This window comes from Pararhizobium sp. (assembly GCF_035497515.1).
GTDB lineage: Bacteria > Pseudomonadota > Alphaproteobacteria > Rhizobiales > Rhizobiaceae > Pararhizobium.
The window spans coordinates 14,353-39,227 of sequence record NZ_DATJDJ010000047.1 but is presented as its reverse complement, the minus strand read 5'-3'; the positions used below and the strand labels follow the sequence as shown (position 1 = coordinate 39,227).

Below are 24,875 nucleotides of genomic sequence, written 5' to 3'. Positions count from 1 at the left end.
CAAGCGCGGCATGCGCGGCCTTAAGGCGATTTCAGATTTGCCTCAATAGGCGACGCGCTTGTAATAGCGGCGGGTCGTCAGCGGATGGTTGCGCAGCACTTCGAGATGGGCGCTGATGCGCTCCAGAACAGTCGCAAGCAGCACCGGCGAAACCAGGGCGCGGACTTCGTCGGAAATGCCCGGCAGTTTGAACCCGGCCGTATCCAGGACCGTCAGCTTGTCGGTATAGTTCGGAACGAAATTCTCGACGCGCTCGGCGAGCGGTCGAAGTGCGTCCTCGCCCTTGAAGAGGATGACGCTGACGTCCTTTTCCACCAGTTCCAGCGTGCCGTGGAAAAAGTCGGAGGCGTGGACCGGGCGTGTACGGATCCACTGCATTTCTTCCAGGATGCACATGCCGTAATAGAATGCCTGCGGCCAGGCGTTTCCGGCACCGGTGACGATGTGATAGTCCGACGCCGCCAACGTCCGGGCAAAGTCTTCCGCCGTCGGCTCATAGGCACGCTTGACCTCGAGCAGCAGCGCCGGAAGTTGCACAAGTTCGCCCACCACCTGGTCGTAATTGGCGATCTCGCCACGGTGCTTCAGGATCGAGAGCGCAATGATCAGGGATTGCAGATAGAAAGATTCGCAAGACGTATCGTCCTCGGCAAAATTGACGAAGACATGGTCGCCGCCCTTGCCGAGCGGGGTTTCCGCATGGCCGACGAGAGTCAGCACGGTCGCGCCGATCTCCTTGAGCTTGGCGAGAAGCGCTACGCTTTCCTTGGTCGTACCCGACAGCGACGGCATGACGACGATCGATTTTTCCGTCAGGTTCGCCGACCCGGTGACCACTAGCTCGGCAGGCAGGCCGTGAAAGGCCGGGAAGCGTGATTTTGTCTGCAGCAGCTGTGCAGCCGGCTGCATGAGGATCGCGGCCCCACCCGTTCCTAGGAAGAATACATTTTCCGCGCCGGACGAAAGGCAGGAGCCGATCACCTGGTCGAGCCGCGCGTGCAGCCCCACGGCGCCGTTCTGGATTCGCAGGAAACGTTGTTCGTCGAAGTTGAGCATGGCGGGTCTCGCTTGAGCTGGGCCGTGAAGCCGTGTTGACTGAAGTTAATGTTGTAAGACAACTGACATCGTAAATTTTTGTTGTCAACGACAAGGTCGTGCGAATTTCGCATGGATTGATGCCGGAGCACCATGGGCAAGGACCGGGGCGACGCAAGGCGCCGGTTGACCTTTACGAATTTGTCAGACAAGAACAATTGGGTGTCACTATAAATTAGCAAGAGGTCATAATTGGACGAGCCTATTCGCGATACACGCACATTGGTCATCCAGTTGCGCGACCGCATCGCCAATCTGATCAAGGACGATGGTCTGAAGCCGGGCGACAAGCTTCCGACGGAGGCCCAGCTGACGCAGCGATTCAAGATCTCTCGTCCGGCCGTGCGCGAGGCGCTGAAGCTGCTTGAACAGGATGATGTCATCTTCGTCGAGCATGGGCGCGGCCGTTTCGTTTCTGCCATGTCGGCGGTCAGCGTCGAACGGCCGATCACAGTGTTCGAGAGTGTCACCGATATGACGCAGCACTATGGGTACAAGACCGCCAACCGGGTGCTCTCCATCGCCGAGGAGGAACCGGACGCGACCACAGCCGCGCATCTGCAACTGACGCCCGGAGAGCGGGTGATCCGGCTGGAGCGCCTGCGGCTCGAGAACGACGAACCGATCATGTATTGTATCGATTACGTCCCACGGCAGATTATCCCGGCCCGCCTGTTCGACGTGGACTGGAGCGGCTCGCTTCTTTCATTGCTGGAACGGTATCGCCACCGGCCCCGCATGTCATCCGCCAAGGTCTCGGCCGTGATGCTGCCCCCCGATGTCGCCGAACGCCACGACCTGCGCGGCTTCGGCCCGGCGCTGCTCATCCGCGAAACGTGCTTCAACGTCGCCGGCGTCCCGGTCATCCACGCCATCGACTATCACCGCGGCACCCACTTCTCCTTCAGCCTCGTGCGGAAGTAGGGCGCCGGCCGGCGCTCTGGCAACGTATCCGTCGCCACTTCATCAGGCAGTCCAGCCCGCTCTTGCGTGCGGCCAAAACTGACTGCCCCATTTTTTTGCGAAACCATGGAACAATCCCGTCTTCAGCGTGTTTTCGCGTCAGGTCGATTTCCGTCGGCACCAACACCGTGTTAACAACGATGAGGATGTGCAGATGAACAACCTGTTGCCCGACCTTCATGAAGGTCATGCCCCCATCACCCTGCATCAACTGTTTCGGGACGCCCTTGAAGCCTATGACGACTGGATCGGCGGCGACGATGTTCCGTTGGTCTATCATCAGGGCATGCCCGTTTCGATCGCAGCTGTTTTCGATCACATGCGTGATTGCACGGATATCCTTCCCAACAACATGGTCAGCGCAATCACCGAACGCCTGACGAAGCCCTGGAGCAGCGACAGCCCGCTCGACGAAATGACGTTTTCAACAGCTGCGCGGGTCATGGGCATCATGGTGCGCAAGCGGCAGATGCGCCATGGCAATGGCGATATCGACGCCTTTATCCGGCGTTTCGAAAAGTCGCGCACCAGTCATATCGCGCGATAGCGTGTCCGACAAATTGGCGCCGATCCACCGCGCATGCGGCGGCGTTTCCAGGTGGGGGCAGCCGGGTAATGCCTTCGCATATGCGATAAGGTGCGGAAATATTTCAGATAATTTCCAAGCGTGAAAACGACTTGAAACCAGGGCTTCTCTGTGCCTAATATGACAAAATATATAGAGTATGCCGTATATTTGGCGTTTGCATGTGGGTTCAACCATCCAGCCGCATGATGCGGGGAGCAAATGATATGACGGTACACAGTTTTTCCTCGCCCGTCGATTTTAACGAAGGGCTCTTGCAGATCGCCATTGTTGGCCGCGGTTTTTCCGGCCTGATGATGGCGATCGCGCTATTGAAGACGGTGAACCAGCCGTTCCAGTTGCGCCTGTTCGATCCCCGGCCCACTGTCAGCGGTGGTCAGGCGCTTGCCACGTCCCGGTCCACCGAAATCCTCAACAGCCGCGCCCGTGATCTTTCGGTCTCGACCGGAGAGCCGAAGGATTTCACCCGCTGGCTGCAGGCCAACGCGCCATTTCGTGAGGCGGTCTCGGCGGCGATCCCGGGCTTCGGCCAGATATTCGTGCCGAAATCGACCTTCAGCGACTATGTCTATCAGCGGTTTTCCGAGGCGCTCGCCCAACGCAAGGATGTCAGTGTCCAGATGTCCAACGAAGGCATTACCCGGCTGCGCCGCAACGACAATGGCCTGTTCACGCTTGACCTCGATGACGGCGGCGAGGCGATCCACGACAATGTGATCCTTGCGACCGGCTACGGAATGAAGGCGCCGGCGGAAACGGCGCGAGAGGATCGGCAGGTCCGTTTGCTGCAGCCGGCTGGCCTGTCACGGCATGTTGTCGTTCTGGGCAATGGCCTGCGCGCCGTCGACCAGGTCCTGCAGTTGCGCGATGGCGGGTTCACCGGGCGCATCACCATCCTGTCGCGTCGTGGTTTCCTGCCGCAGCCACATACAAGAATGCCGGCGGATGCTGTCTTCCCGACCCAGCCGATGCCGTCGCAACTGCGCAGCATCGTCCGTTTCGTCCGCAAGGCCTGTGCCCAGGCGGAGGAAAACGGCTGGAGCTGGCAGGCGGCGATGAACGGCCTGCGCAAGCGTGCCCGTTCGCTGTGGGCATCGTTGCCGCCGAACGAGAAGCGGCAATTCAACCGGCACCTGCGCGCCATCTATGACAGCCACCGCAACCGCCTGCCGGCGGATGTCCATGCGCGGCTGGAAAGGGAATTTGCCGGCGGCATGACCGAATTGAAGCGCGGCACGACGCTGAGGCATCTGCCGGACGGCCTGCTGGTTCGCTGGGCCGGTCAATCCGGCGAGGAAAAGCTTCTGGCCGACGAGGTCATTGATTGCCGCTGCCTGTCGCCCGATCTGAAGGATCCGGTCGTTGCCGACCTGTTGCGGGCGGGCCTTGCAACCACCGACGAGCTGGACCTCGGCCTTGCCGTCAATCCGTCCGGCGAGTTGCTGACCGAACGAGGCCGGCCGGCCGGCCTGTTCGCCATCGGCCCACTGGGGTTGGGCTCGCTTCCCGATATCGACCTGGTGCCGGAAATCGTCACGCAGACCTATGCGGCCGCGACCCTGATCAATGCCCGGTCACAGCCGCAATCGCAGGCAAGCTGACCAGATCGGCACATTTTAAAAATATGTACAGCGGCGTTTGGCGACGTCGTCTGATCCATTGAACCGGCGTTCCGCGGCCCGCAAGTTCCGGCATCTGAAAGATTTCGCCGACAGCGTGTTTTTATCCGCTCCACCGCGATTAAACCGTGACCTTCAACCGTTAACCAGCGCAGAGACCACGATCGGTCGCTGCCCTTCCTCGGTTGACAAACTCCAGGCGAGCCTGAAGAGTACAACCGGTCAGAACGGCGGCGTTGGGGAGGACTTATGTCTATGCGCGCGTTTATCCGATTTTCAACGATACTTCTCGGTACCCTGGCATTCTCACCCGCATCGCACGCGGCCGAGACTGGCCGTCATATCGTGACGACGGAGAATGGCGATTATTTCGGCTTCGATCTTCGCACGGAGCAGGACGTGTCGTTGGCAGAGTGCAAGACGGTGTGCATCGCCGACTCCTCCTGCCGTGCCTTCACCTACAATCCGAAGGTGAAATGGTGCTTCCTCAAGTCCGACTACAATAAGCTGAACACCTTCAACGGTGCGATCGCCGGCAAGATCGCGGATGCGGCCTCGGCCGAGCCCGACATCGGCGCGCCTCCGGCACTGCCGTTCGTCACGGAACAGATGCTGAGCGATGCCCGCGCGGCCAAGGACAATCTCACCGTCCTGAAAGACCAGGATATCCAGGGCCTCTATGGCCGCATCGCCGCGGGCAACCGTGAACTGGCCGCCGGTAATATCGCCCCGGCTTTGAAAGCCTTCCAGGGCGCGCTGTCGATCACCCCGGACGATGGCACCTTATGGCTTGAAGCCGCGCAGGCGGCCAACCGCGTCTATGGCAACACCGATTTTGCCGTGCAGGCGTCGCTCGCCGCGCTGAACGCCTATCAGTTGTCGCGGACGACCCAGGCACGGGCCGATGCGTTGGCTGCACTGGCAACGGCCTACAAGAATTCGGAGAATTTCCGGCCTTCGCTCGACGCATTCAAGGCAAGCCTCGCCTTGGTCGAGTCGAAACCCGTTCGGGCAGCCTATCTTGACCTGCGCTCGCGTCAGGGTTTCCGTGTCACCGAACACAGGATCGATTCCGACGGTGCCATCCCGCGCGTCTGCGTCCAGTTCTCCGATCCGCTGGTCAAACTCGGTGTCGATTATACGCCCTACGTGACGCTCGACGGCGCCGCTCCGAAGGCGCTGGAAGCCAAGGGCAGCGAAATCTGCGTCGAGGGCCTCAGCCACGGGCAACGCTACAAGCTCGCCTTCCGCGAAGGCCTGCCGTCCTCGATCACTGATGAGCCGCTGGCAACGACGGTCAATCTCGACGTCTATATTCCCGACCGCACGGCTATGGTCCGTTTCACCGGCGACAGCTTCGTTCTGCCGGGCACGGCGCGGCGCGGCATTCCGCTCGTGTCGGTCAATACGTCCAGCGCCAATCTCAAGCTCTATCGCATCGGTGATCGCAACATTGCCTCGTTGCTCACAACCTCGCAGTTCCTGACCCAGCTTGACGGTTACAGCGCCCAGCGCATTCAGGACGAGATTGGCGAACTGGTCTGGCAGGGGGCGATCGACACGGCAACCGACCTCAACAAGGAAGTGGTCACCAGCTTTCCTGTCGATGAAGCGCTGCCGCAGCGCAAGCCCGGCGTCTATGCGCTGACCGCCGTCTCGGCAACGGCCCCCAGCAATGAATGGGACAGCCAGGCAACGCAATGGTTCGTCATTTCCGATATCGGCCTGTCGACCTTTTCCGGCACGGACGGGCTTTCGGTTTTCACCCGTTCGCTGGCGAGCGCCAGGCAACTTGATGGCATCGAGCTGACGCTGCTCTCCAAGAACAATGAGGTGCTCGGCACCGCGACGACCGGTGCCGATGGCCGCGCGACATTCGATGCCGGCCTGCTGCGCGGCACCGCCGCCATGGTTCCAGCCGTCATCACCGCCAAGAGCGGCGATGACGATTATGTCTTCCTCGATCTCACCCGAGCTGGTTTCGACCTGTCGGATCGTGGTGTCACCGGCCGCACGGCTCCCGGCGCAATCGACATCCTGACCTGGACCGAGCGCGGCATCTACCGCGCCGGTGAAACGGTGCATGTCTCCGCCCTTGCCCGCGACAGCGCGTCGGTGGCAATCGAGAAGCTGCCCCTGACCTTCGTCTTCATGCGCCCGGATGGCGTGGAAGATCGCCGTCTCGTCAGCGATGGCGGGCAGGCGGGTGGTTACGCGATCGATCTGCCGCTGCAGCCCAATGCCATGCGCGGCACCTGGATGGTGCAGATATTCACCGATCCGAAGGGCACGGCGATCAGCGAAAAGCAGTTCCAGGTTGATGATTTCGTACCCGACCGGATCGAGTTCGATCTCGCCAGCACCGCCAGGCAGATCGAACCGGATCAGCCGACGCCCGTGACCGTCGACGGCCGTTTCCTCTATGGCGCGCCGGCTTCAGGGCTCGAGCTCGAAGGCGAGATCAATCTCAAGCCGACGCGCGAAAGCGCCGATTTCAAGGGTTACTTTTTCGGCCTTGCCGATGAGGACGCGACGGAAGACAGCAGGACGACGCTCGAAGGCCTTGAGCCGTTGGACGAAGACGGCAAGGCGACCTTCGATGTCGATCTGACCGACATGCCCTCGACGACGCAGCTCCTGAGCGCGACCATCACCGTGCGCGTGCAGGAAGCCGGCGGTCGGGCCGTCGAGCGCTCGCTCAGCCTGCCGGTCAAGCCGGCCGGCGAGACAATCGGCATCAAGCCGGAGTTTACCGGCGAACTCGCCGAAAACGCCGTTGGCAAATTCCATGTCATCGCCATCGATTCCACCGGTGCGAAGATCGCCAAGACCGGCCTGGGCTGGAAGCTGCTGCGCGTCGAGCAGGATTACCAGTGGTACCGCGACGGAACGTCGTGGAAATACGAACCGGTGATCTCGACCAAGCAGGTCTCCACCGGCCGCCTCGACGTGACGCAGGACGGCGGCGAGATTGCCGTGTCTGCCGATTGGGGCCGCTACCGGCTCGAGGTCGAAACGGCAGACCTTGACGGGCCGACATCGAGCGTCGAGTTCGATTCCGGCTGGTATGTCGCCGCGAGCTCGACCGAAACGCCGGATGGCCTGGAGATCGCTCTCGACAAGGAACATTACGCGATTGGCGAGACGGCCAAGCTCAGGGTTTCGCCGCGCTTTGCCGGTGAGGTCCTTGTCACCATCGGCTCGGAAAAGTTGATCGGCACACAGACGGCGACCATTCCAGCCACCGGCGGTGAGGTCGATATCCCGATCACCGCCGATTTCGGTGCCGGCGCCTATGTCACGGCCACGCTCTATCGTCCCGGTGATGCGCAGGAAAGCCGCATGCCGATGCGCGCCATCGGCGTCAAATGGCTGGCCGTCGATCCGGCCGACCGCAAACTCGCCGTTACGATCGATCTTCCGGAAAAGACGCTGCCGCGCCAGACGCTGAATATTCCGGTCTCGGTGGCCGGGGCAGGGGTGGGCGAGGAGGCCTATGTCACGGTTGCCGCCGTCGATGTCGGCATTCTCAATCTCACCCGCTATGAAGTTCCCGATCCCGACGGCTGGTATTTCGGCCAGCGGCAACTGGGGCTCGAAATTCGCGATCTCTATGGGCGCCTGATCGATGGCTCGCTCGGCGCAACCGGGCGGCTGCGCACCGGCGGCGATGGCGGCGAGATGCCGCTTCAGGGCAATCCGCCGACCGAGCAACTGGTGGCCTTCTTCTCCGGCCCGGTGCAGCTGGATGCGGATGGCAAGGCGATCATCAGTTTCGACATTCCGCAGTTCAACGGAACCGCCCGCGTCATGGCCGTCGCCTGGTCGAAGACCGGTGTCGGACATGCGAGCACCGATATCGTCATTCGCGACCCCGTCGTCGTGACCGCAAGCCTGCCGAAATTCCTCGCTCCCGGGGATAAGGCCGAACTGCGGCTCGATATCGCCAATACCGACCATCCGGCCGGAGACATGACCCTCAAGGTGAGCAGCAGCTCCGCCGTTGCAATCGATTCGGCCGAGGCGCAACAGACCTTCAACGTCAAGCCGGGCGGGAAGTTCGACCTGACCTTGCCGCTCTCCGGCGTGCATCCCGGCAACGCCGCCATCTCGATCGAGCTGTCGAGCGCGGATGGCCTGTCGCTGCAGCAATCGGTTTCCATTCCGGTTCGTCCCGCCGCCTTGCCGGTGACGACACGCCACCCGATCACCATTCAGCCGAATGCCAGCCTGACGGTGGACGGCGAATTGCTGGCCGAAAGCATGCTGCAGGGGTCGGCCATCAGCATCAGCGTGACGCGGTCGGCGGCCTTCGACATCCCGGCGCTGCTGACGTCGCTCGAACGTTATCCCTATGGCTGCGCCGAACAGACGACCAGCCGGGCGCTGCCGTTGCTTTATCTCAGCGAACTGGCCAGGCAATCCGGCCTGCCGGAGGACACGGATGTCCAGAAGCGGGTGCAGGAAGCGATCTACCGCGTGTTGTCCTACCAGTCCTCGACCGGCAGCTTCGGCCTGTGGTCCCCGGGCTCCGGCGACCTCTGGCTCGATGCCTATGTCACCGACTTCCTGACACGGGCGCGCGAGCAGAAGTATCAGGTGCCGGATCAGGCGATGGTGCAGGCACTGGACAACCTGCAGAACTCGCTGAGCTACGACAGCGACATCAAGAGCCAGGGCAATGAAATTGCCTATTCTCTCTATGTGCTCGCCCGCAACCGCAAGGCTGCGATCAGCGACCTCCGGTACTATGCCGACACAAAGCTGTCGGAATTCCCGACACCTTTGTCGAAGGGGCATCTGGCTGCGGCACTCGCTCTCTACGGGGATGCACAACGCTCGCAGAGCCTCTTCGAGGAGGCGCTGCAGATGTCGACGGCAACCACCAATGCCAGCCTCGACCGGTCCGACTACGGCTCGCCGCTGCGCGACGATGCCGCCGTCCTGACGCTTGCGGCGGAGGCCCGTCCGGTGCCGACGATCATTCCGCAACTGTCCAAGATCGTCGCCCGCGAATGGGAGCATCAGTCCTATACCTCAACGCAAGAGCAGATGTGGACGCTGCTTGCCGCCCGCGCCATCCAGGGCGGCGACCAGGACCTGAAACTCGACATCAACGGAGCGGTGCGCAGCGGCGGTTACGCCGCCCGCCTGACCGGCGACGAGGTTCTCGACCAGCCGATCACCATCACCAACAAGTCGAATGATCCGGTGGCCGCTGTCGTCACCACGCTTGCGGCACCGGCCTTCCCGCTGCCGGCCGGCGGCAACGGCTTCACGATCCAGCGCACCTACTACACGCTCGATGGCGAAGAGGCCAATATCACCGAGGCGAAGCAGAACGAGCGCTATGTGGTCGTCATCAACGCGACCGAGAGCAATGCCTGGTCGTCGCGCGTGCTGATCGCCGATCTGCTGCCCGCCGGTTTCGAGATCGACAACCCCACTCTGGTCGATAGCGCCAAGCTGTCGAACTTCGAGTGGATCGGCGATGTCGAAGCGGCGCATACCGAATTCCGCGCCGATCGTTTCGTCGCAGCCTTCGATCGGTCGAGCGGTGATGACCGGGCGATCACCGTCGCCTATGTCGTCCGGGCCGTGACACCTGGCACCTATGATCATCCGGCGGCCAGTATCGAGGATATGTATCGCCCACAATTTTCCGCGCGCACCGCCATGGGGCGCATGGAGGTCCAGGCGGTCGAATAATGACGCTCTGGTGGAAGATACTGGCTGCACTGACGGGCTCCGCACTGACCTGCGTCGCCCTGATGGCCGGCTTCGATGCGGCCGACCGCGCCTATCCGCCACCGCTCGATGGGGCCAGTACGGTCTCGGCGGAGGTGCTCGATGCGGATGGACAGTTGCTGCGCGCTTTCGCCACGCCGGAGGGGCGCTGGCGGCTGCAGACGACGGCCGCCGATGTCGATCCGCAATTCGTCCGCATGCTCGTTGCCTATGAGGACCAGCGCTTCTTCGAGCACAAGGGCGTCGATCCCTGGGCGCTGATGCGGGCTGCCTACCAGTTCGCCACCCATGGACGGATCGTGTCGGGCGCGTCTACCTTGTCCATGCAGGTTGCGCGGCTGATCGAGCCGCGGGAGGGGCGTTCTTTCGGCGCAAAACTGCGCCAGCTTGTTCGCGCCGTGCAGATCGAGCGACGTCTCGGCAAGGCCGAAATCCTCGACCTTTACCTCACCCATGCGCCCTATGGCGGCAATCTGGAGGGGGTTCGCGCTGCGAGCCTTGCCTATTTCGGCAAGGAACCCCGCCGCCTTAGCGTTGCCGAAGCGGCTCTCCTCGTCGCCCTGCCGCAATTGCCGGAACGGCGCCGGCCGGATCGGCATCTGAAAGCGGCCGAGATTGCCCGCCAGCGTGTTCTGGAACGCATGGCCGTTTCCGCGGTCATCGGCGAAGGGGAGGCTGAGCGGGCGGCATCTTTCGTGGTGCCGACGCGGAGATTGCAGCTTCCGGCCTTCGCCGCGCATCTGGCTGAAGCGGCCCTGCGTACGGAGCCGAAGATCATGCGGCATCATACGACGCTGCGGCGGCCGATCCAGAAGGGACTGGAGACCGTTGCCCGGGAAGCGGCCGTGCGGCTTGGTCCCAAGGTCTCGATCGCCATGATGATGGCCGATGCGCGCACCGGCGAGATCGTCGGTGCGGTGGGATCGGCGGATTACTTCGATGCCAGCCGGTCCGGCTGGATCGACATGACCCGCATTGCCCGCTCTCCGGGCTCGACACTGAAACCGTTCATTTACGGCCTCGCCTTCGAGGAGGGCCTCGTTTCGCAGGAAACGATCATCGAGGATCGGCCGGCCGATTTCTTCGGTTACCGCCCGCGCAATTTCGACATGACTTATCAGGGCGATGTCAGCATCCGCCAGGCGCTGCAACTGTCGCTTAACGTGCCGGCTGTCCGACTGCTCAACGCGGTTGGCCCGAGCCGCCTGATGATGCGTTTTCGCCGTGCCGAGGTTCGTCCCATCCTGCCGCCGAATGAGGCGCCTGGCCTTGCGATCGGCCTTGGCGGTCTGGGCATCAACCTGAAGGACCTCGTGCAGCTCTATGCGGCGCTCGCCAATCGCGGCAAGCCCGTCAGGCTCGGCGATGGCATCCAGGGAGAGCCCGGCTCGATCGAAGGCGAACCGCTGCTTGATTCCGTCGCCACCTGGCAGATCGCCGATATCCTGTCGGGCGTCCTGCCGCCGAAAGGCGTGGTCCAGCGCGGCATCGCTTACAAGACCGGCACGAGCTACGGCTACCGCGATGCCTGGTCGGTCGGTTTCGATGGCCGTTATGTTCTCGGCGTCTGGGTCGGGCGGCCGGACAATGGCGCTGTTCCTGGCCTCACCGGCTATGGGACGGCAGCGCCCATCCTGTTCGAGGGCTTTGCCAAGTCGGGCGTCGCCATCACGCCGTTGCCACGCGCGCCGGCCGGCGCGGTGCGCATTGCCCAGTCGCAATTGCCGATCAGCCAACGGCGCTTCTCGCTGAATGCCAGCGGTCTCGTTTCCGCTTCCATCCGTGAAGCCGCACCGCAGATCGTCTATCCGCCCGAAGGCGCCCGTGTCGAGCTTGGCGTCGATACGGCGGGCTCTCCGATGCCGCTGGTGCTGAAGTTGCAAGGTGGCCGCGCGCCGTTCCGGTGGCTTGCGAACGGAAAACCGCTGGCCGAGACATCGCGGCGCCGCGTCAATCAATGGGTTCCGGATGGCGCCGGCTTCTCGACATTGACGGTCATCGATGCCGCTGGCAGGGCTGCGACCGTCCGGGTTTTCCTCAACTGAGAACATCCAAGGTTGGCGTTCGCCCGCCCACCACGCCGTAAATTGGCAACTCCAAATTGTCGCCCCCATGAATTGGGATTCACGAACGCGGTCGCATGATTTAACAATGTCTATGATTCGGCGTGCCGCGATTCGAAATGGCGTTCGGCACAGACAGTTTCCCGACAGTAGAGCGGAGTTTTTTTTGGCTTTGCCAGACGTCTCATTCTCGCGATCTGCCTTCACGGGCATCGCTCTGGCTCTGGTTCTCACCGGCTGTGCCGCGCGCGAAGGTGTGCGGATGACCGACAGCGCAGTCACCGTTTCCGAGGATACGGCGATCGCCATGCCGCCGCCGGGCGGACCAGCCATCGTCAATATCGTTGAGCGGCGCTTCAGCAATGCGACGCAGCAGGACATCTTCCTGTTCACTTCCGCCTCGACGCCTGGCCAGAACGTCATGCGGGTGAAGTTGTTCGGCCCGGTCGGGTTCGAACGGGACAGCGACAAGACGCTGGGCTATTCGTCGATCCGCGCCACCGATATCGCCAGGGAAATGCGTCGGGAGTTGCCGGGTGTCGTGCTGCGCCAGTCGCCGCTTTACCTGCAGAACAACTACGGCCCCTTCAGCTATGCCTTCGGCAAGGGTCGCCAGAATGATTCCTGCCTCTATGGCTGGCAGCAGATCCGCTCGCCCGAGGCGGCCAGAACCGTTTTCCAGAATCGCGGCACGATCCAGGTTCGCCTGCGCCTGTGCGAGGAAGATGCCAGCGAAGAAAAGCTGCTGGCGATCATGTACGGATACACGATCCGGGCCGGCTTCAGTGCTCCAGGCTGGAATCCCTACGGCGAGCCGCCGAGCGTCGATCCGACGCTGGGACAGACCGGAAATCCGATCTATCCGAAGACCGACGCGCTGCGAAACGCACCTGCCTTGACCGAGGAAGAGCCGGAACCGCGCCCCGTCGTGCGGCAGGTTCGCGCTGCGCCAACCGTCAAAAAAATGGAAGCGGTGAAACAGCCGGTCGCTAAAGAAACTGTTCCTTTACCAACAACCACGAATACAGATGCAGTCGTTGTTCCTTCTCCGGACTGTGTGACACAGTCAGGCGGCGCCACGCAGTGCAAGTAGCCTCGGCGTAGTGCTGACTGTCCATGGCAGTTCGAGTTGACCGCGGCATTCCAGGCTACCGTCGACCAGCATGTTTTCATCGGTCGGCCTCGTGAAAGGCAGCAACCATGCGCAAGGTCGGCATTATTCTGTTCTGGGGAATAACGTCCCTCTGCCTGCTGGCCCTGGTCAGCCTGCCGATCAACCTGCAGACCCAATTGATCGCCAGCATCGCCGTCGTCACCTTCATGGCCGTGATCAAGATCCTGCGCGCCGAAGGGACCTGGCGGCTCACCGCGCTTGCCTTCGGTACGGCGATCGTCATGCGCTATGTCTACTGGCGCACCACCAGCACGCTGCCGCCGCTCAACCAGCCGGAAAATTTCATTCCCGGATTCCTGCTTTATCTCGCCGAGATGTACAGCGTCATGATGCTGGCGCTCAGCCTGTTCGTCGTCGCCATGCCCCTGCCGCCCCGCCCGTCGCGCGCCGCATCGGAGGGCAAGTACCCGAGCGTCGACGTCTTCGTTCCGACCTACAACGAGGATGCAGCCCTTCTCGCCAACACGCTGGCTGCAGCCAAGGCGCTGGATTATCCGGCCGACAAGCTGACGGTCTGGCTGCTTGATGACGGCGGCACGGTACAGAAGCGCAATTCGGCCAACCTGCTCGAGGACCAGGGCGCCAAGGCCCGGCATAACGACCTGCAGATACTCTGCCGCGATCTCGGCGTCAATTATCTTACGCGCGAGCGCAACGAACACGCCAAGGCGGGGAACCTCAACAACGGCATGGCGCATTCGCAGGGAGAACTGTTGGCGATCTTCGACGCCGATCATGCGCCCGCCCGCGACTTTCTCCTGGAGACCGTCGGTTATTTCGAGGACGATCCGAAGCTGTTCCTCGTCCAGACACCGCACTTCTTCCTCAATCCTGATCCGGTCGAGCGGAACCTGCGGACCTTCGAAAAAATGCCGAGCGAGAACGAAATGTTCTACGGCATCATCCAGCGCGGTCTCGACAAGTGGAATGCGTCGTTCTTCTGTGGTTCGGCGGCCGTGTTGCGCCGCAAGGCACTTGATCAGACCGGCGGCTTCAGCGGTGTCAGCATCACCGAGGACTGCGAAACCGCGATCGATCTTCATGCCAGCGGCTGGAACAGCGTCTATGTTGACCGGCCGCTGATCGCCGGGCTGCAGCCGGCGACCTTCGCCAGCTTCATCGGCCAGCGCAGCCGCTGGGCGCAAGGCATGATGCAGATCCTGCGCTTCAAGTTCCCGCCGCTGAAACGCGGTCTGTCGATACCGCAACGGCTCTGCTACACATCGTCGACGCTATTCTGGCTGTTTCCGTTTCCGCGCACGATCTTCCTGTTCGCGCCGCTCTTCTATCTGTTCTTCGATCTGGAAATCTTCACCGCGTCGGGTGGCGAGTTCCTGGGTTATACGCTTGCCTACATGCTCGTGAACCTGATGATGCAGAACTATCTCTATGGATCGTTCCGCTGGCCATGGATCTCGGAGCTCTATGAGTATGTCCAGACGATCCATCTGTTGCCGGCGGTCATCTCGGCGATCCTCAATCCGCGAAAACCGAGTTTCAAGGTAACGGCGAAGGACGAGTCCGTACTTGTCAGCCGTCTGTCGGAAATCAGCCGGCCATTCTTCATCATCTTCGGCGTCCTGCTGTTCGCGCTGGGGGTGACCATCTATCGTGTCTACACCGAGCCTTACAAGGCCGACGTCACGCTGGTGGTCGGTGCCTGGAACCTGCTGAACCTCGTTCTGGCCGGTTGCGCGCTCGGCGTCGTGTCGGAACGTGGCGAGTTGAGCGCGACGCGGCGGGTCAAGGTAACGCGCCGCTGCGAATTCGGGCTTGCCGATCAATGGTATCCCGCCACGATCGACGATGTGTCCGCCAATGGTGCCCGCATCAATGTCTTTGCCAAGAACCTGTCGTCTCCGCCGGTCGATACGCGCGGCCTGATCCGGTTCAAGACCCATGGCGGCGATATCGAGGAAATACTCCCGGTGGCGATCCGCAACACCCAGGTCGCCGGCGATATCGTCACCGTCGGCTGCCTCTACCTGCCGGAGGAGGCGCGCCATCACAGTCTCGTCGCCGACCTCATCTTCGCAAACTCGCAGCAATGGACCCAGTTCCAGCTGTCGCGTCGCGGCAATCCGGGCCTGTTCCGGGGCACCGTCTGGTTCTTTGGCCTCGCCTTCTACCAGACCACGCGCGGCCTCATCTATTTCTTCAGCAATCCAGGTGCGAGGGACAAGGCGCGCAAGCTGACGGAGGCGAAGAAATGAGACGCCCCGTTCTCCTGGCTTTCGCTCTGTTCGCGCTTTCCGGCGCTGCGATCCACGCTCAGACGCTGCCGTTCGACATGACGCCCGAAAGGCCGGCCGACAGCCCGGTGTCCAACACGCCAGCGGTGACCGCACCGGCGGACGGCGCGGGCGCGGCTGAAACGCCAGCTACGAACGTGACGGAAACCCCCGTCGTGCAGCCGGCAACGGCGGCCGAACCGTTCCGGCGGTTCATTCTTCCCAACGGCAACCTGGGTCTAGCCGGTGAATTCGACGACCGGACCTGGTCGGTTTATCTGACGCCGCAGCAGGCCGCGACCGGCACGAAGCTCAATATCGGCTATCAGAATTCCATCTTCGTCGCGCCGGAAGTGTCGCGGCTTTCCGTCGAAGTCAATAATACCCGAATCGTCGACGAGCCTGTCCGTTCGCCGGATTCCGTTTCCGATTTCAGTCTCGACCTGCCGAAAGGGCTACTGAAGCCCGGTTCGAACTTGATCCGGCTGCGTTCCAGCCAGCGCCACCGCACGGACTGCACGGTGCAATCGACGTATGAACTCTGGTCGAACATCGAGGCGGAAAGAACCTATCTGAGTTTCGCCGACAATTCGGCGCAGGCGCTGCAGAGCTTCGACGACATCCGCGCAATCGGCGTCGATGAGGCTGGCTTCACCCGCTTTAATTTCGTCGTGCCGGCGCTGGAACAACCCGGCGCGACGATTCCGTTGATGCGGCTTTCGCAAGGGCTGGCGCTGCTTGCCAACATGCCGAACCAGGCCTTTTCCTTTGAAACACAGGGCCTGCCGGCCTCGAAACCCGGGGCAATGACGGTTCTGGTCGGCACGCCCGGCGAGATCCAGCCGCTCCTGTCTTCCCTACCGTCGGGCGCCAGCTCGGCGCCTATTGCCAGGTTCGTCACGGACCCGAAAACCGGATCACAAATCCTCGTGCTGAGCGGCCCGACCTGGCAGGCCATCCGCACCGCGATCGAAAGCATCGTCGCGCCGATGGATGTCGATGGCACGACGCGCCGCGATTTTCTGGCAACGCAGCGTTGGCGGTTCCCGGATGCACCGTTCCTGTTTGCCGATACTAGGCTGAGCTTCTCCCAGCTTGGCTCGAAGACGGAGCAGTTTTCCGGCCGGAGGTTCCGCACGGATTTCACCGTCGGTATTCCCTCCGATTTTTATGCGGACGCCTATGGCACGGCCGTCATCCTGCTTGATGCCGCCTATTCCGAAACGGTGCTGCCGGGGAGCCATATCGACGTCTATGTCAACGGCTCGATTGCCTCCACTGTCCCAATCACCTCTTCCGGCGGCGGTATTCTGCGGCATCTGCCGATCAACGTGACGATGCGGCATTTCCGCCCTGGCTTGAACACGATCGCGATCGAGGCCATCCTTGAAGCCGAGGACGACAAGGTATGCGCCCCCGGCGTGACCGGCTCGGATACGCCGCGCTTCGCCTTGTTCGACACGTCCGAATTCCACATGCCGGATTTTGCCCGGATCGGACAGTTACCGAATCTCGCCGCCCTGTCGGGGACAGGCTTTCCCTACAACCGGACCCAGGGAGCCATTCCGCTCTCCATCGACCGGATCGACGCCGACACATTGTCCGCGGCCGCGACGGTGCTCGGGCGCATGGCGGTGGCGGCCGGTCATCCCATCCAGGTCGAAACGGTCGCTTCGCCCGCTTTGATCGGCAACAGAAGCGCGATCTTCATCGGCTCGCTGTCGCAGATGCCGCAAGTGGTCTTCACCCAGATGAACATCGCGGAGGCGGCCCGCAACACCTGGGGACCTGATCCCGGCGGTCAAGACGGGGGCGTCGATACGCAGACTGCATTCGACGAATGGCGGGAGAAGCTGAGCGGTGGTCTGTGGAGCGGTCAGATCGGCGCCTTCGAAGACTGGGTCAAGCGGAACTTCGACATCTCGTTCTCGTCGCTGCGTTTCGCGCCCACTTCCGAGAGCAGCTTCACGCCGTCGAACGAAGCCTCGCTGCTGATCGCTCAAGGGTCGAGCCCGGATGGCACGGGCACATGGTCCGTGATCGCCGCACCCAGCGGTCCGGGCCTGCACGAAGGCGTCGAGGCGTTGAGCGCGCTGTCCAACTGGTCGCAGCTTGCCGGCCATATCACCACCTATCAGCGCGGCAAGAAAACCCTCGAGACGGTCCCGGTCAACGCCTTCAATTTCGTCCCGTCCCAGCCGGCATCGTTCTCCAACTACCGGCTGATCGCGGCCAACTGGTTGTCGACCAACATCCTCTCCTACGCCGTGCTGTTGTCGGCGCTCGGTGTTCTGCTGGGACTTGCGACCGCTACGCTGTTGACCAATCTCGGGCGGCGGAAATGATGGGAAAACGGCTTGCAGTCCTTCTTGCAGGCATGTTCGGCTTCTGCCTGATGACCGCTCCGGCATTGGCGCAACAGCCCGTGATCGCCGCCGAGGCATGGAGTGCCTACAAGGCGAAGTTCCTGGATCCTGCCGGCCGGATCATCGATGACGGCAATGGCGGCATCAGCCATAGTGAGGGGCAGGGCTATGGCCTGCTGCTGTCGGTCCTTGCCGGGAGCCCATCGGATTTCGCGTTGATCTGGTCCTTCACGCAGACCGAACTGCTGCTGCGCGACGACGGCCTTGCCGCCTGGACATGGAACCCGAGCGCGACACCGCATGTCACCGACATCAACAACGCAACCGACGGCGATATCCTCATCGCCTATGCACTTGGGCTTGCCGGCGAACGATGGAAACGGCCTGACTATATCCAGGCCGGAACCCGCATCGCCCGCGCCATCCTGGACAAGACAGTTCTCCATCAGGCGGGACGAAGCGTGCTGCTGCCGGGGGCCACCGGGTTTTCCGCCGCCGACCGAGAGGACGGTCCAGTGGTGAACCCGTCCTACTGGATTTTCGAAGCTTTTCCGGTCCTCGACAAACTCGCGCCGTCGCCGGAATGGGCAAAGTTGCGCGACGACGGCCTGGCACTTCTCGGCGAGTTCCGATACGGCCCGAAACAACTGCCCGCCGATTGGGTGTCCCTGACATCGCCGCCCAAGCCGGCCGCAGGCTTTCCGGCGGAGTACGGTTACAACGCCCTTCGTATCCCGCTTTATCTCGTGCGCGCCGGTATCACCGACCGGCAATTGCTCGATCATTTTCGCCGACAAACGGCCGGTGCAAACGGCACATTCACAACCATTGATTTAGTAAGTGGAGCCGTAAAAGACAACCTTTCCGATCTTGGTTATCGAATTGTTAACCATATTCTGGCCTGTGTGGTGGACAAGACCACGCTACCGGCCGATCTCCAGCAGTTCACGCCGACGCTTTACTATCCTTCGACGCTCCACTTGCTGGGGTTATCTTTCATCGCTGCAAGGCAGCCGGAGTGCCTATGAAGTCGATCTTCATCGCATTGTCAGCAGCGGTTATCGCCGTCGGCGTTGTCAGCATGAAGAAGCCTGACTATGTGAAGCACGTGATGAGCGTGTTTTCGTCTGTGGGCGAAGCGGAGCAGACACTGCTCTTGCCGCGCGCGGCCGAACAGCAGGTCGCGCAGTCCTCCGACAAGAAACCCGCCCCGGTCTTCCAGGAAATCAAGCGTCCGGCCCAGCCCGCCGTTGATATCGTCGTCACCGCGGCGATGGACAAGAAGGTAGACGAGAGCGCACTGCGTTATTTTGCAAGCCGGGGCGATACAGCGCGACTGCAGGCCGAAATTTCCCGTCTGAAGGCGCTTTACCCAGAATGGACGCCGCCCAAGGATCCGCTGGCCATTCCTCAGAACGACGACAAACAGCTGGAATCCATGTGGGACCTCTATGCCCAGGGCCGTTATACCGAGGTGCGCAAGGCGATCGCCGACCGGCAGGCGGCGGAACTCGCGTGGAAACCACCGGCGGACCTGATCGACCGGCTGACGGTCGCGGAAGCCCGCACGCGACTGATCAATGCCTCGGACCTGAAACAGTATGAGGCCGTGGTCCGGATCGGTTCGGAAACGCCGAGCCTGCTCACCTGCAGCGAGGTCGACGTGCTCTGGCGCGTTGCCGAGGCGTTCTATCGCACCGACAAGGCCCAGCGCGCTATCGACGCCTACACCTACATTCTCAACAATTGCCAGAACAGCGCGGAGCGCCTGGCGACGGTCCAGAAAGCCGCCGCCATTCTTCCTGCCAAGGATGTCGAAACACTTCTGACCAAGGAAAAGACTGCGGCGGATGGCGCCAGGGAATTCGACGCTATCCGCGACGACCTTGCGCGCCGCTTCGTTGCCGAAGCCAATGCCGATGGCAAGCTCGTCGTTTCGCCGGAATATCTGTCGCGCGTCGAACGGTTCGCCGAAACCGGCGGACTGGCGTCCGACGCTTTGCTGCTGGGCTGGTATCACCTGCCGCGCGACCACATGGAAGAGGCGGAGAAATGGTTTCGCCGCGCCCGTGACAAGGAAGATTCTGCCGCTGCATCGCAGGGTCTTGCGCTTGTGCTGATCGATCGCGGCATGCCACTCGATGCGGAAGACGTGATGTACCGCTGGCGCGACACGTCGGAGGAAGCGAAGTCGGTCTATCTGGCGGCGACGGCAAACCTCCTGGCGCTCGATCCTCCCGTGTCGATCGAGGCCGAGATCCTGAAACGCATCGCCGCCGAGACGATCAAGTCGCGGGATGCCGCGACTGCGCAACAATTCGGCTGGTATGCCCGCGCGCTCAACCAGCCGCAAACGGCAATCCAGTGGTTCAAAACGGCGCTCGGTTGGAAGCTGGACGACGAACCCTCCGCCTACGGTCTTGCCGTCACCTATCTCCAGTTGGAGGATGCCAAGGGCCTCGCGGAAATCCAGCACCTGTGGGCCGGGCGGTCTGAGCGCATCGCCAGGGTTGGAGAAGTGGAAGAGCCGGAAGAAAAGAAGACGGAGCTGCAAGTGCCGGCCGTCGAGGAAACCGTCCGTCGGCAAGTGCGTGCGCCCGCCCGTACCATCGTGGTCTCCGAAGAACCGCGGGAAACCGAGATCGTCGTCGAGCGCACCCGCCCGCGCAAGACAGCCAGCACCGGACGTGGTTGCAAGACCACCGTCAATCCACAAACGCTGGCTCCGGAAGCGGCGCTGACCCGCGGCTGGTGCCTGATGGACCTGAACAGGCCTATGGAAGCGGCGGCCGCCTTCGAGGTCGGCTTGCTTGGCTCGTCCGCCAAGACGCGCGAAGACGCGGCCTATGGCCAGAGCCTCGCCTATCTGCGCGCCGGACTGGCGAGCAAGGCTGCCGTCTCCGCCGTCAAGGCGCCGCAAAACCGCAAGCGCGCCTATGAACTGCAGAGCGCCATCCTCGCCGACAAGGCCGTGGCCGCCTTCGATGCCGGACGTGCCCGCGAAACGATCCTGGTTCTCGATCAGTTGAAGCAGATCGGGCCGGAGCGTACGGACCTCCTGTCGCTCAGGGGCTATGCCTATCTGAAACTGAAACGGTACGCCGACGCGCGCCGGGTGTTTGAAGCTTTGGCCGCCGTCGGCAATCGCGACGGTCAGCGTGGACTTGGCATCCTCTACCGGATATTCAACGACAAGAATTGATTGCTCCGCGCCGCCTGGCCGGATGATCGCCTGTCCTTGTTATCGCAGCGGAGTGGAAAATCGTGACATCGTCTCCCTTGAATATCCCGGTCAAGACAGTGGATGGCAGCCAGACGACCCTGGAAGCATATCGCGGCCGCGTGATGCTGGTCGTCAACGTCGCGTCGAAATGCGGACTGACGGTCCAATATGAAGGACTGGAAAAGCTGTTCGAAGCCAAGCGTGACGAAGGCCTCGTCATCCTGGCGTTTCCGGCCAACGACTTCATGGGGCAGGAGCCGGGCACCGAGGCCGAGATCGTCGAGTTCTGCACCAGCACCTATGACGTCCAGTTCCCGATCTTCGCCAAGATCTCGGTCAAGGGCGCGACCGCCCATCCGCTGTACCAGACCCTGACGCAAACGTCGCCCGAAGCGATCGGCGAGGGGCCGATGCGCGAGCGCTTGAAGGGCTATGGCGTTGTCGCCGATGATCAGGCCGACGTGCTGTGGAACTTCGAGAAATTCCTGATCGGCCGTGACGGCAAGGTTGTCTCTCGCTTCTCACCGGATGTCACGCCGGACGACCGCCGGCTGGTTTCGGCGATCGAGAAGGAGCTGGCGCGCCACACCTGACGCGCGAACGGAATTATGCAGAATATTTAGAGTGTTACAGCGACCTTTGCGCGTCATATTTGACGCGGGGCGCTGCAGGGGTGCGGGCGAGATAATCCCGGACGACACAGCGATCGGCGGCTCGATCCGGCTCTACAATCGCGAGGGTGGCGGGTTGGCGGCGGAAGTCACCGTCCCCTGATCGGCAGGCTTGCTGAGCCAATCTGCAGGTGCGACTGAACATCAGCATGCCTGGCATCGAGCCTGACATCGCCCGCGAACTGGTCGAGGAAGCCCACCAGACCCTACTCCAAGGCGACACGGGGCAACATCAATGTCGAACTCAATCTGGTTTGAGGCGTCCGTCGATCGGGAAATCGGAGGAGCATCCCATGAGAATGATTGTTATCGCCGCACTCTGCGCTGCCATCTTTGCAGCCCCGTGCATCTATGATGCGACATCGCGGGAACCGCCGCCACTGGCCGGTGCGCTTGGCGCGGTCTTGTAACGGACGGCTCGAACTGAACGAAAAGACGGCGGACGAAAGCCCGCCGCCTTTATCTGTTGTCGACGACGCTCGCCTCAGTGACGCTTGGAGCGCGGAGCCTGCTTTTGGCCGGCGCTTTTGCCATCCGAGCTTCTGGAGCGTTCCTCGACACGATCGGCGCCTTTTGCCAGATCGGAGCCCTTGCTCGCTTCGACCTTGCGCTCTTCCTCTGCCGTGCTGCGACGCAGGCCGCGCGCCGATTCATTTCCTGGTTTTGTCGGGGCTTGTTCCATACCCATATGATCATCCTCCGTCCGATATTGCGATTTGTTGAAACGATGATCGGTCAGGATTGTTCCTGGGGTGCAGGCGGTGAGGCAAGGTTCGGTCGCAAACGGCGCGTCAGCGGTTCTTCCGGTCGAATGGAACGACTTCGCCACGGGTGCCGAAGATCGCCTGCGCGATGATCCTGCCCAGCGCTTCTTCGTTGAAGGGCTTGCTTATGGTCTCGTAGGAGGCAATTTCGCCGGGCAGTTCGGCGTAGCCCGTTGCGATCACGATCGGCAGGTTCGGTTTCTTGACGCGAATGGCGGCCGCCAGTTGCGCGCCGGTCATGCCTGGCATCGCATAATCCGTCACCAGGCAGGAAATTTCGGAATGGCGGCCGAACAGATCCAGGGCCTCAAGCGCCGTCGTTGCGGAAAATACGGTCGCGCCCAGTTCCTGCAGCGTGGATTCGGTGTTGATAAGGATCAGAGCCTCGTCGTCGACGACAAGAATCGTCTGGCCATCGAGCCGCGGAGTGTTACGAGGAACGATGCCGGACTTTCCGCTTTCGTTTCCCGGCGAACTGGCTGCCGCCACCGGCAGCCAGATGCTGATCGTCGTGCCGATGCCCTTCTGGCTGGTAATATCGAGCGCGCCACCCGATTGGTCGGCAAAGCCGCTGGCCATCGACAGGCCGAGCCCGGTTCCCTTGCCGACGCCCTTGGTGGTGAAAAAGGGTTCGCGCGCCCGTGACAGGATCGCCTCATCCATGCCGGCGCCGGTATCAGTCACCCGGAGGCACACATAGGAACCGTTATGCAAGGTCGGGGGAGCCGGGACCGGGCCGTCCGCCGCGATGGTGATCGTGCCGCCCTCCATCGCATCGCGTGCGTTGACGACAAGATTGAGCAGGACCATTTCAAGCTGGTGCGGATCGGCAAAGACGGCCGGCAACCGGTCGGGAAATTGGGTAAGCACGGTGATCCTCGGCCCAAGCGAACGCCCGATCAGGTCATGCATGCCATCCACGAGGCTACGGATCTGCACGGCTTGCGGGCTGAGGCTCTGGCGCCGGGAAAAGGACAGCATGCGCTGGGTGAGAGCCGCGCCGCGCTGCGCGCCCTCGATGGCATTGTCGACCATGCGGATCGCCCGGTCTTCCTTCGGAATGCGTTTGCGGATCATTTCGAGATTGCCCAGAATGATCGCCAGGATGTTGTTGAAGTCGTGTGCGACGCCTCCGGTCAACTGGCCGACGGCTTCCATCTTCTGGGCTTGCCGGAGTGCCTCCTCCGCCCGCCGCCGCGCCGTCACATCAACGAGGCCTCCGACCGCCCGGATGAAAACGCCATCAGCATCCCGCTCGATCCGAGACGTGGAAAGTACGTCGATGAAATCCCCTTTGCGAGTAACGAACCGGTATTCCCGCTCGCGCAGTTCGCCTTCGACAAGGAGCCGTTGCCAGTCGCCAATCCGCTGCCGCGCCGATTCCTCGGTCATGAAATTGATGAGTGGGCGACCGATCACCGTAGCGCGTTCGTAGCCAAGCATAGTGAGCCAGGCATCGCTGACATCCTCGATACGGCCGTCCGCGTCCAGCGAATGGAGAGGCAGCGGCGTGCGCCGGTAGAGCGAGCGGAACTGTTCGGCGCTTTCTTTCAGCGCCCGCGACTCCTTCGATGCCAACGCCGCGAACCGGCGGTCGAAGATGGCGGCGACGATCGCGGCGACAAGGATCAGGAAGGTGATGCCGGAAACCGCCAGGGCCAGGCCATTCTGGTTGACGCTGCCGCCGATCTCCGCCCCCATGTCGCCGTGCATGGTGAACGTCGCCGCCTTCATGCCGGCGAAATGCATGCCGGAGATCGCCAATCCCATGGCGAAGGCGGAAATGATCTTCTCGATGAAACGTGCGCCGCGAAAGGCAAGCCAGAGCGCCGCGATAGACGCGGCCATGGCAATGATCACTGAAACAAGGACCCAGACCGGATCATAGTGCAGGCTGGCATGCATCCGCATCGCGGCCATGCCGACATAGTGCATGGCCAGGATGCCAGTGCCCATGAAAAGTCCGCTGAGGACAAGCGCCGTCGGGCCGGTATCGGCCCGCGCCACGACCGCAAATCCGACCCCGGTAAAGACGATCGCGGTCAGGAGCGAGAGAACGGTCAGCCACAGATCATACGCGACCTCCATGCCCGGCAGGACATAGGACAGCATGGCGACGAAATGCATCGCCCAGATGCCGCCCCCCAGACAGATCGTTGCGGCCGCCAACCAGACCAGCGAGGCGAGACGGGTGGTGGCCACGCTCGTGCGGGACGCGAGATCAAGCGCGGTATAGGACGCCGCCATGGCGATCATGACGGCAAGGATCACAAGAAAAACGTCATGTGATCCGATCATTCCAGCACCTCCTGTTCATATCGACACCGCAGGTAACGGATTGGGCCACGTGCGATCAGACGGGCAAGCCTTGA

At 62.2% G+C, this 24,875-nt stretch carries 14 protein-coding genes and 1 pseudogene; 12 read left to right on the top strand and 3 right to left on the bottom strand.

The features are described from left to right. Window positions 1–42: 42 nt before the first annotated feature. Window positions 43–1,056, bottom strand: a complete 1,014-nt coding sequence (locus tag VL202_RS05015; protein WP_325463056.1) for an SIS domain-containing protein — start codon at window positions 1,054–1,056, stop codon at window positions 43–45. A gap of 231 nt (window positions 1,057–1,287) precedes the next feature. Between VL202_RS05015 and VL202_RS05010 the strand changes: the two genes are divergently transcribed. The 12 genes and pseudogenes from VL202_RS05010 to VL202_RS04955 form a co-directional block, all read left to right on the top strand. Beyond that, window positions 1,288–2,019, top strand: a complete 732-nt coding sequence (locus tag VL202_RS05010; RefSeq protein WP_325463055.1) for a GntR family transcriptional regulator — start codon at window positions 1,288–1,290, stop codon at window positions 2,017–2,019. A 193-nt stretch (window positions 2,020–2,212) separates the two neighbouring features. Then, entirely contained in the window at window positions 2,213–2,605 is a 393-nt protein-coding gene (locus VL202_RS05005; RefSeq protein WP_325463054.1) for a hypothetical protein, read from the top strand. Between the two features lie 245 nt (window positions 2,606–2,850). Then, window positions 2,851–4,245: an FAD/NAD(P)-binding protein gene (locus VL202_RS05000; protein ID WP_325463053.1), complete on the top strand. Its 1,395-nt coding sequence runs from the start codon at window positions 2,851–2,853 to the stop codon at window positions 4,243–4,245. 273 nt (window positions 4,246–4,518) lie between these two features. Continuing rightward, the gene (locus tag VL202_RS04995) at window positions 4,519–9,972 is read left to right on the top strand and encodes an alpha-2-macroglobulin family protein (protein WP_325463052.1); all 5,454 of its coding nucleotides are present in this window, start codon (window positions 4,519–4,521) and stop codon (window positions 9,970–9,972) included. Window positions 9,973–10,034: 62 nt separating this feature from the next. After that, entirely contained in the window at window positions 10,035–12,056 is a 2,022-nt protein-coding gene (pbpC, locus tag VL202_RS04990) for a penicillin-binding protein 1C (RefSeq protein ID WP_325463109.1), read from the top strand. Window positions 12,057–12,336: 280 nt separating this feature from the next. Continuing rightward, complete coding sequence (gene bcsN / locus VL202_RS04985; RefSeq protein WP_325463051.1) at window positions 12,337–13,167, top strand: cellulose biosynthesis protein BcsN; 831 nt, start codon at window positions 12,337–12,339, stop codon at window positions 13,165–13,167. A gap of 107 nt (window positions 13,168–13,274) precedes the next feature. Further along, complete coding sequence (gene bcsA / locus VL202_RS04980; protein ID WP_325463050.1) at window positions 13,275–15,461, top strand: UDP-forming cellulose synthase catalytic subunit; 2,187 nt, start codon at window positions 13,275–13,277, stop codon at window positions 15,459–15,461. Beyond that, window positions 15,458–17,824 (top strand): cellulose biosynthesis cyclic di-GMP-binding regulatory protein BcsB, encoded by a 2,367-nt coding sequence (locus tag VL202_RS04975; protein WP_325463049.1) that lies wholly within the window; start codon window positions 15,458–15,460, stop codon window positions 17,822–17,824. The genes bcsA and VL202_RS04975 overlap by 4 nt, the downstream gene beginning before the upstream one ends. Further along, entirely contained in the window at window positions 17,824–18,873 is a 1,050-nt protein-coding gene (locus VL202_RS04970; RefSeq protein WP_414692807.1) for a glycosyl hydrolase family 8, read from the top strand. The genes VL202_RS04975 and VL202_RS04970 overlap by 1 nt, the downstream gene beginning before the upstream one ends. After that, window positions 18,870–21,047, top strand: coding sequence for a cellulose synthase (locus VL202_RS04965; RefSeq protein ID WP_325463048.1), 2,178 nt, complete (start codon window positions 18,870–18,872; stop codon window positions 21,045–21,047). Before VL202_RS04970 ends, VL202_RS04965 begins: the two co-directional genes overlap by 4 nt. Window positions 21,048–21,109: 62 nt before the next feature. Continuing rightward, window positions 21,110–21,661: a glutathione peroxidase gene (locus VL202_RS04960; protein ID WP_325463047.1), complete on the top strand. Its 552-nt coding sequence runs from the start codon at window positions 21,110–21,112 to the stop codon at window positions 21,659–21,661. Window positions 21,662–21,864: 203 nt separating this feature from the next. Further along, a pseudogene (locus tag VL202_RS04955) lies at window positions 21,865–21,997 on the top strand (peroxiredoxin); the annotation flags it as partial. 226 nt (window positions 21,998–22,223) lie between these two features. Here the strand turns inward: VL202_RS04955 and VL202_RS04950 are convergent. Together VL202_RS04950 and VL202_RS04945 are read right to left on the bottom strand one after the other, a co-directional pair. Next, window positions 22,224–22,427, bottom strand: coding sequence for a hypothetical protein (locus VL202_RS04950; protein ID WP_325463046.1), 204 nt, complete (start codon window positions 22,425–22,427; stop codon window positions 22,224–22,226). 103 nt (window positions 22,428–22,530) lie between these two features. Continuing rightward, window positions 22,531–24,801 carry an MHYT domain-containing protein gene (locus VL202_RS04945; protein ID WP_325463045.1) on the bottom strand — a complete coding sequence of 757 codons (2,271 nt, stop codon included), beginning with the start codon at window positions 24,799–24,801 and terminating at the stop codon, window positions 22,531–22,533. Between the last annotated feature and the right edge of the window lie 74 nt (window positions 24,802–24,875).